Here is a 12,170-nt window from a genome sequence, read left to right as displayed (position 1 = left end):
GGAGCCCCATGGTCTCGATCGTCCTCGCCGGCGGGGGTACCGCCGGCCACACCTCGCCCCTCATCGCCACCGCGGAGCGGCTGCGTGAGCAGGAGCCGGGCGTCGCGCTGGTCGCCATCGGAACGCCCAAGGGGATCGAGTCGCGGGTGATCCCCGCGGCGGGCCTCGACCTGCGCATGATCCCGCCCGTCCCGCTCCCGCGCTCACTCACGCCGGCCCTGGCCAGGGTTCCTGGCAAGCTGTGGGACGCCGTCCGCACGTCCATCGGGATCCTCGATGAGGTGAAGGCGGACGCCGTGGTCGGCTTCGGCGGCTATGTCTCGCTACCGGTCTACCTGGCTGCCAGGACGCGGGGTGTCCCGGTGGTCCTGCACGAGCAGAACGCGGTGCCCGGTCTGGCGAACAAGATCGCTGCCACGTTTGCGAAGGTGGTGGCGGTGACCTTCCCCGGCACCCCGTTGCGCGGGGCGCGCTATGTCGGCATGCCCCTGCGCGCCGCGATCTCCGACCTCGATGTCGCGGCCGATCGGGCGGGGGCCCGGGCCGCGCTCGGGTTGCCCGGGGAGCGTCCGCTGCTGCTGGTCTCGGGTGGATCTCAGGGGGCGGTGGCGATCAACGATGCCACCCTTGCCGCGCGCGATGCGCTGCTGGCCGCGGGCGTCGACGTCCTGCACGTCCTGGGTCCCAAGAACATGACAGATGCGCACGTGGAGGTCAGGGACGCCGCGACCGGGGCCACCTACCGGCCCGTCGGGTACGTCGACGCCATGGAGCAGGCGTACGCGGCGGCGGACCTGATGGTGGGGCGCTCCGGGGCCGGGACCGTCATGGAGACCGCGACCGTCGGCCTCCCGGTCGTGTTCGTGCCGCTGCCGCACGGCAACGGGGAACAGGCCCGCAATGCGACCTTCCTGGTGGAGGGCGGTGCGGGCATCGTGGTGCCGAATGCCGAGTTCGACGGCCCGCGCCTCCTCGCTGAGGTGCTGCCGTTGTTGCAGGAGCCGGGACGCCTCGCGGCGATGCGTGAGCGGCTCGCCGGGCTGGTGCCCGCCGACGCGGCCGCCGACCTGGCCGCCGTGGTGCTCGGCCTCGCCCGGGGGAAGTGACCATGCCGTTGATCAGCCCGGTCCCGCTGGAACCGCTGGCCAGCCTGGGCCCCGTCCACTTCATCGCCGTCGGCGGGGCGGGCATGAGTGGCATCGCCGAGTCGTATGCCGCGGCCGGGGTCCCGGTCTCCGGCAGCGACCGGGACGACTCCGAGACGCTCGCGGAGTTGTCCGCCGCCGGGGTGCGGACGTTCGTGGGCCATGACGCCGACCAGCTCGGGGACGCGGAGACCGTCGTGGTCTCCTCCGCCATCAAGGCCGACAATCCGGAACTGGCGGCCGCCCGGAGCCGTGGCCTGCGGGTGTGGCATCGTTCGGCGGCGCTGGCCGCGTTGATGCTGGGTCGGGTCGGCATCGCCGTGTCGGGCACGCACGGCAAGACGACGACCACAGGGATGGTCGCGACCATGCTGACGCGCCTGGGGGTGGACCCGGGCTATGTGATCGGCTCCCCCCTGGCGGCGACCGGTCGGCGCGCCACGCTGGGCAGCGGACCGTTCGTGGTCGAGGCGGACGAGTCGGACGGCTCCTTCTTGCAGTACCCCGCAGAGATCGTCGTGGTCACCAACATCGAGACCGACCACCTGGACAACTGGGGCACCCCGGCGGCGTACGAGGAAGGCTTCGTTGCGCTCGGCTCGGCCGCGGCGGTCACGACAGCGATCATGAACGCCGACGACCCGCGATCCCGGGAGGTCGCGGTACGGCTGACGGCTGCAGGCAAGACGGTCGTCCTCGTGGGGGAGAGCCTCGATGCCGAGGTGCGCATCACGGACGTCCGCCTCGGTCCCGGCGTCACCACCGCGACACTGCACGCGACGGGGGACTCCGGTCCCCTCAGCCTGGCCGTCCCCGGCCGCTTCAATCTGGCCAACGCGGCGGCCGCCTACGCCGTGGGCCGGGCTCTGGGCCTCGACGGAACTGCACTGCGGGCGGCGCTGGGAGCCTTCGCGGGCACCCATCGCCGGTTCGAGTTGCGCGGGGAGGCTGCCGGGGTGCGGGTCTACGACGACTACGCCCATCACCCGACCGAAGTCGCGGCGATCCTCACCGCCGCGCGGGAGTCGGTGCCCGCCGGCGGACGTCTGGTCGCCTGTTTCCAGCCCCACCTGTTCAGCCGCACCCGCGACTTCGAGGACGCTTTCGCCGATGCGCTCGCCCTGGCCGATGAGGTCGTCATCGCGGGCATCTACCCGGCGCGTGAGTCCGCCGCAGACTTCCCCGGGGTCACGGCGGAGCACCTGGCGGCGCGCGCCGCCGATCGCGGCGTCCGCCCGCTGGTCGTGGAGACGCTGAGCGAGGTCCCCGCCGCCCTCGCCGCGCTGGTCCGTCCGGGTGACCTCGTGCTGACCATCGGAGCCGGGTCGGTCACCACCGTCGGCCCCGCCCTGCTCGCCTTGCTGCGGGAGGGCGCGTGAGCGAACCCCTCGTCGATGTCACGGGAGCGCGCAAGCGCCGGGGGCGCGCCAAGCGCCGCCGCTGGCTGAAGCGTGCCGGGTTGGCGGCGCTGGTCGGGGCGCTCCTAGCCGGCATCGCGTGGGTGGTGTGGGGGTCGCCCTGGCTGTTGGCGCGGCAGGTGGAGGTGACGGGGGTCGCCGTGGTCACCACGCAGGACGTCGTCGATGCCGCGTCGGTGCCGCTCGGCACGCCGCTGGCGGCCATCGATGCCGCCGGCATCGAGGCGCGGGTCGTGGACGCGCTGCCCGCCGTGGCTGCGGCCAAGGTGTCTCGGGTGTGGCCGGGCACGGTGTCCATCGCGGTCACCGAGCGTCAGGCGGTCCTGGCCGTCCCCCTGAGCCGGGAGTTCTTGTGGGTCTCGGCGGATGGGGTCATCTTCCATCGCACCTCCGAAGCGCCGGCCGGTGTGCTGACGGCCACCTCCGGGATCGCGAACGTGCAGGTCATCGGCGCGATGGCCGCGGTAGCCGCCGCCTTGCCCGAGCAGGTGCGCTCGCAGGCGTCGACGATGAGCGCCGCGTCGCAGGACTCGATCGTCGTCACCTTGAGTGATGGCCGCAAGATCACATGGGGCAGCGCGGACGAGAGCGAACTCAAAGCCCGAGTCGTGGTCCCCCTGCTGGGAGTGAAGGCACGTGAGTACGATGTGTCGGCGCCGACCCACCCCACCACCCGCTGAACTCTCAACCCAAGGTTGAGAGGCGCGCCGACGCAGCGCGCTGCCTGGGCGCTGCGCGGTGGCCTCGGATAATCTGTTCGGCAGTCCCTCCCAGGTCGATGTCTTCCCCCACGAGACACCTCGGGGTGCTGGGGGCGATCGAAGTTTCGACGACAGGATTGGGTACCGAACGTGGCGAGTGCATCCCAGAATTACCTGGCGGTCATCAAGGTCGTCGGCGTCGGCGGCGGCGGCGTTAATGCCGTCAACCGAATGATTGAGGCCGGACTGCGCGGCGTCGAATTCATCGCCGTCAACACCGACGCCCAGGCCCTCCTGATGAGCGACGCCGACGTCAAGCTCGACATCGGCCGCGATCTCACGCGGGGCCTTGGCGCTGGAGCCGACCCTGACAAGGGGCGACAGGCCGCCGAGGATCACGCCGAGGAGATCGAGGAGGTGCTCAAGGGCGCCGACATGGTCTTCGTGACGGCCGGTGAAGGTGGTGGCACCGGTACCGGCGGGGCCCCGGTGGTCGCCCGGATCGCGCGTTCCCTGGGAGCGTTGACCATCGGTGTGGTGACCCGTCCGTTCTCCTTCGAGGGCAAGCGGCGCTCCAGCCAGGCCGAGAACGGCATCACGGCGCTGCGTGAGGAGGTCGACACCCTCATCGTCATTCCCAACGACAAGCTGCTGGAGATGGCCGATCATCATGTGGCGATTCTGGAGGCCTTCAAGCAGGCCGATCAGGTACTGCTGCAGGGGGTGTCGGGCATCACCGACCTGATCACGACGCCTGGCCTGATCAACCTCGACTTTGCCGACGTGAAGGCCGTCATGAGCAACGCCGGATCGGCGCTCATGGGCATCGGTTCCGCCCGCGGCGAGGATCGAGCTCGCGCGGCCGCGGAGATGGCCGTGTCCAGCCCGCTGCTCGAGGCGTCCATCGATGGCGCTCACGGCATCCTGTTGTCCATCTCGGGTGGCTCGGATCTGGGTCTGTTCGAGGTGTCCGCCGCAGCGAACCTCATCGAAGAGGCCGCCCACGAGGACGCCAACATCATCTTCGGCACGGTCATCGACGACGCCCTCGGCGACGAGGTGCGGGTCACGGTCATCGCGGCCGGTTTCGACGGCGGGGCGCCGCCTCGTCGGCAGCCCGGGGTGACTCGGCAGCCCGACCTGAACAAGCCGCGTCCCGCTCAGCCGCCGGCCCCTGGTGTCCCGGCCACGTCGGGTCCCACCACGACGCCGAGCCCTGGCCGACCCGCCCCGGAGGCGTCGCGTCCCGCACTGCGGCAGCCCGCGTCCCGGCCGTCCCCCGACGACGACGAACTCGACGTCCCCGACTTCCTGAAGTAGTCATGTTCTGGTTCCGGCGCGATCCGGACGCCCGGCTGGGCGTGGGGGTTGCCTTCACCACCGCCGCCCTTGATCTGGGCGACGGTCGTGAACGGCAGGCCCGCGACGCCGACCTGGCCCGGCTGAGCGCGGCGTTGGGCGTGCCGGTGGCGATCGTCGCCCAGGTGCATGGCGCCGACGTCTGCGAGGTAGGCGCCACGGAGGCCACGACGGTGGTGGATCTGACCGCGCAGCAGGCGGACGCGCTGGTCACGACCGAGCCTGGAGTGGCGCTGGCCGTCCGGGTCGCCGACTGCGTCCCCGTGCTCGTGGCCGCCGAGGATGGTTCGGCCGTCGCGGCCGTGCACGCCGGTCGCCCGGGGCTGCTGGCGGGCACGATCGGCGCCGCGGTGAGGCGGTTGAGGAGCCTGAGTGGGGTGCCGTTGCGTGCCTGGGTGGGCCCGCACGTCTGTTCGGAGTGCTACGAGGTCCCCGCGGAGATGGCCGACGAGGCCGCTGCGGCCCTGGGGGTCGAGCCGACCGTGACGCGGTGGGGGACGCCTTCGCTGGACCTGACGGCGGCCGCCGCGCGCCAACTCGCCGAGGCGGCGGTCCCCGCCGAGTTCGTGGGTGGTTGCACCCGCGAGGAGGCCGACCTGCACTCGTATCGACGCGACGGATCCTCCTCGGGACGCCTCGTGGGCGCCGTGTGGCGGGGGCGGCCATGATCGGGCGGCCTGCGGCGTGGCACGTGGGCGCGGGAAGCGTCCGCGCTAGTGTGATGGGGACCTGGAACGGAGGAACCTCGTGGCTGATGGTTTGAAGAAGGCTGCCGTGTGGCTCGGTCTGATGTCGGACACGCCCTACCCCGAGGATGCGCGCGACGACGAGATGACCGAAGCCGTTCTCGCACGGGATCGTGAGCGCGACGCCGAGTCCAGCGGGACGGTGGAGCGCTACGCCGAGGCCTCCGACGCAAGCATCACTCCGTTGGAGGTCCGCCGCCCGACCGGGGTGCCGCGCACCGCCGATCTCACCCGGATCGTCACGGTTCACCCCCGCACCTATAACGAGGCCCGCACCATTGGGGAGCATTTCCGTGACGGTATTCCCGTCATCATGAATCTCTCCGATATGGAGGACTCGGATGCAAAACGTCTGGTCGATTTCGCCGCCGGTTTGATCTTCGGATTGCGCGGGGCAATCGAGCGGGTGACCAGCAAGGTCTTTCTTCTGTCTCCGTCCGACGTTGTCGTGACGGCCGAGGACAAGGAAAGGATCGCGGGTGGCTTCTTCAACCAGAGTTGAGGCCGCTCCTGGCTGGGCGGGGTCAGCCGCTTGGCCGACGAAATATCGCTACAGTACCCTGTGACTAGGGGCGCCTGACCGCGACCCGAAACAATTGTCCATCACGTGAGGTGAACGATGACCCTGACCATCGAGCAGGTGCGCGACACGCGTTTCCACTTGGCCCGCCGGAACGGCTACGACCCGGCTGACGTCGACACCTTCGTCGACAAGGTTGAGACCACGCTCGTCGCGCTCGGCGAGGAGAACGCCACCCTGCAGCAGCAGGTTTCGACGCTCTCCGCGTCCGGCGGTGGTGCCGACGGCGGTGAGTGGCGGCAAGCGGTCGAGGCCAAGGACGCCGAGATCGAGCGGCTACGCCAAGAGCTCAACGCGGCGCGTTCGGGCCAGTCCAACGACGCAGGCATTCTGCAGCGTCAGGTCGACGAGGCCCGCGAGCAGTTGCAGGCCCGGGAACGAGATTTCGTCGCCCAGTTGCGCGCCAAGGACGAGGATCTCGCCCACCACGCCGCGGCACTGCAGAGCAAGGACGAGGAGATCGCCCGCAGGCAGGACGAGATCGCGAACCTGCACAACTCCCTGGCCGGTGGCGGCGACAAGGCCGCCCACCTGGAGAGCGAGCTGACCGGTCGCGACCAGCAGATCGCGCAGTTGCGCGTGCAGGTGCAGGAGCTGCGCGGCGAGGTCTCCTCCCGCGAGGCCGAACTGCTCACCCTGCGCGGGCAGGTGCAGCAGCTCAAGCAGGCTCCGCCGTCCTCCTCGGGCGTCGGCGCTCCGGTGGCGGGCTTCGTGGCCGGTGCCGGGCTCCAGCAGCTCGTCGTCCGGGCCGCCAGCGATGCCTCTCCGGCGGTGACCCGGCTGGTGCAGATGGCGACCGAGCAGGCCGAGGCCCTCGTGGGCGAGGCCAAGAGCGAGGCCGACCGGACCACCACCGAGGCCCGTTCCCTGGCGCAGAAGCTCACCAGCGATGCGCGCAGCACGGCCGATGCCCTGACCTCGGACGCCCACCACACCGCGGAGCGGGTCACGTCGGAGGCCCAGGCGTCGGCGGAGAAGGCGACCATGGATGCGCGCGACCTGGCGCGCAACATCGAGGAGCGGGCCCGGGCCGCGGCGGAGAAGGTGACCGTCGAGGCGGCCGAGCGTGCCGCGCAGGTCGACAAGGACGCGGCTTCCCGCCGGGATTCGCTGTTCACCACGCTGGAGGCGGAGCGGGACGAACTGACGACCCGCGTCGACCACCTGCGGGCCTACGAGCAGCAGTTCCGCAGCTCCTTCACCACGCACCTGGAGAAGCAGATCACCGCGCTGCGGGAGAACCGGCTGGCGCCGGAGGCCACGCCGGACCTGCTGCGCGACGGCATTCGCGGGACGTCGGCCACGCCTCGGCTGGACGCGCTCCTGAACGACGAGCGCTGACCCTGTGTGACACGCGAGGGCCCCGGACAAACCGTCCGGGGCCCGCGCGCGTCCGGGTCGTGCGGAAATGCCGCGAGAGGGGATCAAAGGGTGGTACTGTCTGCGCTCAGCGTTAGCCATCGGACCAGATTCAGGGGGAGATAGATGCCCAAGCCGGCCAAGGGGAACGAGATCGTCGTTCCGGTTCTGGACGGGGAGGATCCCTGGACTCAGGACGAACTGGACGAGGTCCGTGAGGACCTTCTGTTCGACGTCCAGCGCATGGAGCGCGCCATCCGAACGGCGGAGAAGGGGCTCGAGCGGCTCTTCGACGACGGCACCGAGGGTGCTGGTCGCGATCCGGCTGACGTCGGTTCCACGAACTTCGAGCGCGACCAGGAAATGTCGCTGGTGCAGAACGCCCGCGACATGCTCGATCAGGCACAGAACGCCCTGCGACGTCTGGACTCGGGCCAGTACGGCTGGTGCGAGGTGTGCGGCCAGCCGATCGGCAAGGACCGCCTGATCGCGTTCCCGCGGGCCACCTTGTGCCTGGCGTGCAAGCAGCGGGAGGAACGGCGATAGCCGGCACCGAGTCTCGCACGCTGCTCTCTCCGCGCGCCGCCTGGGTGGTGGCGCTCGGTGTCGGTCTGGTGGGCTACCTGCTCGACCTGGCCACCAAGACCCTCGCGTTGGCCTTCCTCGATCCGCAGCGACCCATCGAACTTCTCGGCGGCCTCCTGACGCTGCAGCTGATCTTCAACCCGGGCGCAGCGTTCAGCATGGGCGAAGGGGTGACCCCCGTCTTCACCGCCATCTCCGTCGCGGCGCTCGTGTTCGTGCTGTGGCGGCTGGTGCCCCGAGCCCGACACGTGGGCTGGGTCGTCGCCCTGGGCCTGGTGATCGCAGGCATCCTGGGCAACCTGACGGATCGGCTCTTCCGTCCTCCGGGTTTCCTGCACGGGCACGTGGTGGACTTCCTGCAGTTGCCGAACTTCGCCATCTTCAACGTCGCCGACATGTGCATCACGTTCGCGGCCGTCACCATCGTGTGGCTCGTGGTGATCACCCAGGTCGACCTCGCAGGCACCTCCACGAAGGCCGCTGGCAAGGCGAAGGAGTGAGCATCCACCTGGTCCCCGACGGGCTGGCCGGTGAGCGCGTCGACGCCGCGGCCTCGCGGATGACGGGGGTGAGCCGCTCGCGGGTGGCCGAGCTCATCGCGGCGGGGAGTGTCCTGCTCAACGGCGAGGTCGTGACGAAGTCGACCCGGGTGTCCGGCGGCGATCTGCTGGAGTTGGAACTCTCCGAGCCGCGCATGGCTCAGGTGACCCCGACGCTGGTCGACGGCATCGGCATCGTCCATGACGACGCCGACATCGTCGTGATCGACAAGCCCGCGGGCGTGGCCGCCCACCCGTCGCTCGGCTGGGACGGTCCCGACGTCGTCTCCCATCTGGCGGCGGCAGGGTTCCGGATCTCCACCTCTGGCGCCGCCGAGCGCCAGGGCATCGTGCAGCGCCTCGACGTGGGGACGTCCGGGCTGATGGTCGTCGCCAAGAGCGAGCTGGCCTACACGGCGCTCAAGCGGGCCTTCCGGGAGCGGACCGTCAGCAAGATCTATCACGCCTTGGTGCAGGGGCATCCCGACCCGTTCACGGGCACGATCGACGCTCCCATCGGCCGGCATCCCGGCCATGACTGGAAGATGGCGATCGTCGATGGCGGGCGCCACAGCGTGACCCACTACGAGACACTGGAGGCGTTCCGGTCGGCGACCTTGCTGGAGATCCATCTGGAGACCGGGCGCACCCACCAGATCCGGGTGCATATGGCGGCCGTCAAGCATCCTTGCGTCGGTGACCCGCTCTATGGTTCGGATCCGACGCTGGCCGCCCGGCTGGGTCTGGAGCGGCAGTGGCTGCACGCCGTCGAACTCGGCTTCGAGCATCCCGGATCGGGGGAGTGGGTGACGTTCTCCTCCTCCTATCCGGCCGACCTGAAGCACGCCTTGGACGTGGTGTCGCAGGCCTGACGCCCGGGCATTGCGTCACCTCGTTGTCACGAAATGGTCAGGATGACCAAATCGGCCCGCGATGAGGATCGCGGGGCGCCCTGCGGTAATCTTCACGGCGTGGCGAACCTGAAAAACGATGGACTTCCCAACCGACGAGCCAAGACGGTGTGCACCCTCGGCCCGGCGACCGATGCCCCCGGCAAGGTACGCGAGCTGATCGATGCGGGCATGAATGTGGCCCGGTTGAACATGAGCCATGGCGACCATGAGACGCACCTGCGCCGGTTGAACGCTGTGCGGGAGGCGGCTGAGGCCGCCGGACGCCCGATCGGCATCTTCGCCGACCTGCAGGGCCCCAAGATCCGCTTGGACACCTTCGCCAACGGCGAGGAGATCCTCACGGCCGGTGATCGGTTCACGATCACCACCGAGGAGGGCGTGGCCGGCACCAAGGAGCGCGCCGGAACCACCCTGCACACCCTCACCCACGACGTGAAGCCCGGCGATCAGATCCTGATCAACGATGGCGCCATCGAACTCAAGGCGCTCGAAGTGACCGAGGACGACGTGGTCACCGAGGTCATCATCGGCGGCCGGGTGAGCGACCACAAGGGCATCAACCTGCCCGGTGTCGCGGTGAGCGTTCCCGCGCTGAGCGAGAAGGACGCCGCCGACCTCCGGTGGGCGCTGGAGAACGGCGTCGACATGGTGGCGCTGTCCTTCGTGCGCTCGGCCAGCGACATCGACGACGTGCACGCGATCATGGACGAGTTCGGTCGCCGGGTCCCGGTGATCGCCAAGATCGAAAAGCCGCAGGCCGTGGCCGCGCTGGAAGACATCGTCATCGCGTTCGACGCCATCATGGTGGCCCGGGGCGACCTGGGGGTGGAGCTTCCGCTGGAAGACGTTCCCGGCGTCCAGAAGCAGATCGTGACCGCCGCCCGGCAGGCCGCCAAGCCCGTCATCGTGGCCACGCAGATGCTCGAGTCGATGATCAGCGCGCCGCGTCCGACGCGCGCCGAGGCGTCCGACGTCGCGAACGCGATCCTGGACGGCGCCGACGCGGTCATGCTCTCCGGTGAGACGGCGGTGGGCCAGTGGCCCATCCAGACGGTCGACACCATGGGGCGCATCATCCGCAAGACCGAATCCCTGGGCCTGGATCAGATCTTCAGCATCGACTGGGACCCGCACACGACCTCGGGCATCATCGCCAAGGCGGCCGTGGAGGTCGCCGAGCGGATCGGCGCGAAGTACCTGGTGGCCTTCACCAAGACCGGCGACACCGCGCTGCGGCTGGCCCGGCTGCGTTCCCCGATCCAGGTGTGCTCCTTCAGCCCCTATCTGGAGACGGCGCAGAAGATGACCCTGGCGTGGGGCATCAAGTCCTTCACCACGCCGGAGTTCTACTCGATGGACGCCATGGTCGATGCCGTGCAGAACCGGCTCAAGGGCTCGGGGATGGTCCAGTCGGGGGACCGGCTCGTCATCGTCGCAGGCAACCCGAAGCACACGGCCGGGAAGACGAATTCGTTGCGGGTGGCCGAGATCGCGTGATCTCGGCAGTACCGGGAAGGGGATTCGAACCCCTACGGGCTTGCGCCCAGACGGGTTTGAGCCGTCCGCGTATACCATTCCGCCACCCCGGCGGGTGCGACGTACATAGTGCCACACTGGTGGCGGACGCGCCGCATCGGCCGCGCGTCATGGACTATCTGCATGACAGTGCGGACAGTGAACCAAGGAAGGTGATCTCGTGAGTGACACGCCCCCCAAGCAGCCCCGGGTGGTCGTCGCCGAAGACGAAGCGCTCATCCGGCTCGATCTGGTGGAACTTCTCACCGGTGAGGGCTACGAGGTCGTCGGCGAGGCCGGGAACGGCGAGGAGGCGCTCAAGCTCGCCCGCGAGCTGGAGCCCGACCTGGTCGTGATGGACGTCAAGATGCCCGTCATGGACGGCATCACCGCGGCCACGGCGATCGCCGAGGACCGGATCGCGCCCGTCGTGATGCTGACGGCGTTCAGCCAGCGCGAACTGGTGGACCGTGCCCGTGAGGCGGGGGCCATGGCTTACGTGGTGAAGCCGTTCGACGCCTCCGACGTCGTCCCTGCCATCGAATTGGCGATGGCGCGGTTCGCCGAGATCCGCGCCTTGGACGACGAGGTCGCCGATCTGGAGGAGCGCCTGGCGTCCCGTAAGGCCGTCGACCAGGCCAAGGGAATGCTGCAGGAGGGCCTGGGTCTGTCCGAGGCCGAGGCGTTCCGCTGGATCCAGAAGACGGCCATGGACCTGCGCAAGTCGATGCGTGAGGTCGCCGAGGGCGTCATCGACCACAACTCCACGGGCAAGCCGAAGGGCAAGGGCAAGGCGAAGGCCGCGCCCGTCCTGGACGACTAGTCCTGCTGCGCGTCGGTCCCCGCGTCCGGGCGGGGCCGCGCGCGCCGGATGGCGCAGGTGACGCGGGCGGTGCACAGCCGCTGACCGGCGTCGTCGGTCAGGACGACCTCCCAGGTGCCCAGCGTCCCGCCGATCCGCAGCGCACGCGCCTCCCCGATGACCCACCCGCTGCGTGCGGGGGCGTGATGGGTCGCATTGAGGTCCACCCCGAACGCGGCACCGCCCGGACCGGCCGCCTCGTAGGCGGCCAGGGAGGCGAGGCTTTCCGCCAGCACGCAGGACGCCCCGCCGTGCCACAGCCCAAAGGGTTGCGTGTTTCCCGCGACGGGCATGCGGCCGCGGGTCACCTCCGCACTGAGTTGCAGCAACTCAAACCCCATCTTCTCGTCGAGACCGCCGGCGCTGAGCGTCGGCCACTGCGCGATGTCCATGCGCCCATCCTGTCAGGATCCGGCACGATCCCCGGCGCCAGGCTGTCGGGGGTAC

The 12,170-nt window shown here is 69.9% G+C and carries 12 protein-coding genes, 1 tRNA gene and 1 pseudogene; 12 read left to right on the top strand and 2 right to left on the bottom strand.

All coding sequences use genetic code 11. The features are described from left to right. Positions 1 to 8 precede the first annotated feature (8 nt). From murG to pyk, 11 genes and pseudogenes are all read left to right on the top strand, one after another. Positions 9 to 1,106 (top strand): undecaprenyldiphospho-muramoylpentapeptide beta-N-acetylglucosaminyltransferase, encoded by a 1,098-nt coding sequence (gene murG / locus V7E09_RS00580; RefSeq protein ID WP_324510561.1) that lies wholly within the window; start codon positions 9 to 11, stop codon positions 1,104 to 1,106. A 2-nt stretch (positions 1,107 to 1,108) separates the two neighbouring features. Continuing rightward, a complete protein-coding gene (gene murC / locus V7E09_RS00575; protein ID WP_324510560.1) occupies positions 1,109 to 2,524 on the top strand; it encodes a UDP-N-acetylmuramate--L-alanine ligase in 1,416 nt (471 codons plus the stop codon). After that, entirely contained in the window at positions 2,521 to 3,243 is a 723-nt protein-coding gene (locus V7E09_RS00570) for a cell division protein FtsQ/DivIB (protein WP_324510559.1), read from the top strand. The genes murC and V7E09_RS00570 overlap by 4 nt, the downstream gene beginning before the upstream one ends. A gap of 171 nt (positions 3,244 to 3,414) precedes the next feature. After that, positions 3,415 to 4,362: pseudogene (gene ftsZ / locus V7E09_RS00565) on the top strand (cell division protein FtsZ); the annotation flags it as partial. A 224-nt stretch (positions 4,363 to 4,586) separates the two neighbouring features. Next, on the top strand, positions 4,587 to 5,291 hold the full coding sequence (locus V7E09_RS00560) for a polyphenol oxidase family protein (RefSeq protein ID WP_324510557.1): 705 nt from the start codon (positions 4,587 to 4,589) through the stop codon (positions 5,289 to 5,291). 79 nt (positions 5,292 to 5,370) lie between these two features. After that, the gene (locus V7E09_RS00555) at positions 5,371 to 5,871 is read left to right on the top strand and encodes a cell division protein SepF (RefSeq protein WP_324510556.1); all 501 of its coding nucleotides are present in this window, start codon (positions 5,371 to 5,373) and stop codon (positions 5,869 to 5,871) included. 117 nt (positions 5,872 to 5,988) lie between these two features. After that, entirely contained in the window at positions 5,989 to 7,290 is a 1,302-nt protein-coding gene (locus V7E09_RS00550) for a DivIVA domain-containing protein (RefSeq protein ID WP_324510555.1), read from the top strand. A 144-nt stretch (positions 7,291 to 7,434) separates the two neighbouring features. Further along, positions 7,435 to 7,854, top strand: coding sequence for a TraR/DksA family transcriptional regulator (locus tag V7E09_RS00545; RefSeq protein WP_324510554.1), 420 nt, complete (start codon positions 7,435 to 7,437; stop codon positions 7,852 to 7,854). After that, positions 7,851 to 8,393: a signal peptidase II gene (locus V7E09_RS00540; protein WP_324510601.1), complete on the top strand. Its 543-nt coding sequence runs from the start codon at positions 7,851 to 7,853 to the stop codon at positions 8,391 to 8,393. The genes V7E09_RS00545 and V7E09_RS00540 overlap by 4 nt, the downstream gene beginning before the upstream one ends. Further along, positions 8,390 to 9,304, top strand: coding sequence for an RluA family pseudouridine synthase (locus V7E09_RS00535; RefSeq protein ID WP_324510553.1), 915 nt, complete (start codon positions 8,390 to 8,392; stop codon positions 9,302 to 9,304). Before V7E09_RS00540 ends, V7E09_RS00535 begins: the two co-directional genes overlap by 4 nt. Before the next feature lie 99 nt (positions 9,305 to 9,403). Then, entirely contained in the window at positions 9,404 to 10,843 is a 1,440-nt protein-coding gene (pyk, locus tag V7E09_RS00530) for a pyruvate kinase (RefSeq protein ID WP_324510552.1), read from the top strand. A gap of 9 nt (positions 10,844 to 10,852) precedes the next feature. Here the strand turns inward: pyk and V7E09_RS00525 are convergent. Continuing rightward, positions 10,853 to 10,935, bottom strand: a tRNA-Leu gene (locus V7E09_RS00525). A 107-nt stretch (positions 10,936 to 11,042) separates the two neighbouring features. On the opposite strand from V7E09_RS00525, the gene V7E09_RS00520 reads away from it, so the two are divergent. Further along, the gene (locus tag V7E09_RS00520; RefSeq protein ID WP_324510551.1) at positions 11,043 to 11,684 is read left to right on the top strand and encodes an ANTAR domain-containing response regulator; all 642 of its coding nucleotides are present in this window, start codon (positions 11,043 to 11,045) and stop codon (positions 11,682 to 11,684) included. Here the strand turns inward: V7E09_RS00520 and V7E09_RS00515 are convergent. Next, positions 11,681 to 12,115, bottom strand: coding sequence for a PaaI family thioesterase (locus V7E09_RS00515; RefSeq protein ID WP_324510550.1), 435 nt, complete (start codon positions 12,113 to 12,115; stop codon positions 11,681 to 11,683). The two genes, V7E09_RS00520 and V7E09_RS00515, sit on opposite strands and share 4 nt — an antisense overlap. Positions 12,116 to 12,170: the final 55 nt, after the last annotated feature.

Source organism: Propioniciclava sp. (assembly GCF_036744435.1).
GTDB lineage: Bacteria > Actinomycetota > Actinomycetes > Propionibacteriales > Propionibacteriaceae > Propioniciclava.
Note: the sequence above shows the minus strand (reverse complement) of the source record. Positions and strands in the feature narration are given on the sequence as shown.

Bases quoted from the DNA above. Each gene is read 5' to 3' on its own strand.
- murG (WP_324510561.1), top strand. From the start codon at position 9: ATGGTCTCGATCGTCCTCGCCGGCGGGGGTACCGCCGGCCACACCTCG.
- murC (WP_324510560.1), top strand. From the start codon at position 1,109: ATGCCGTTGATCAGCCCGGTCCCGCTGGAACCGCTGGCCAGCCTGGGC.
- V7E09_RS00560 (WP_324510557.1), top strand. From the start codon at position 4,587: ATGTTCTGGTTCCGGCGCGATCCGGACGCCCGGCTGGGCGTGGGGGTT.
- V7E09_RS00550 (WP_324510555.1), top strand. From the start codon at position 5,989: ATGACCCTGACCATCGAGCAGGTGCGCGACACGCGTTTCCACTTGGCC.
- V7E09_RS00545 (WP_324510554.1), top strand. From the start codon at position 7,435: ATGCCCAAGCCGGCCAAGGGGAACGAGATCGTCGTTCCGGTTCTGGAC.
- V7E09_RS00515 (WP_324510550.1), bottom strand. From the start codon at position 12,115: ATGGACATCGCGCAGTGGCCGACGCTCAGCGCCGGCGGTCTCGACGAG.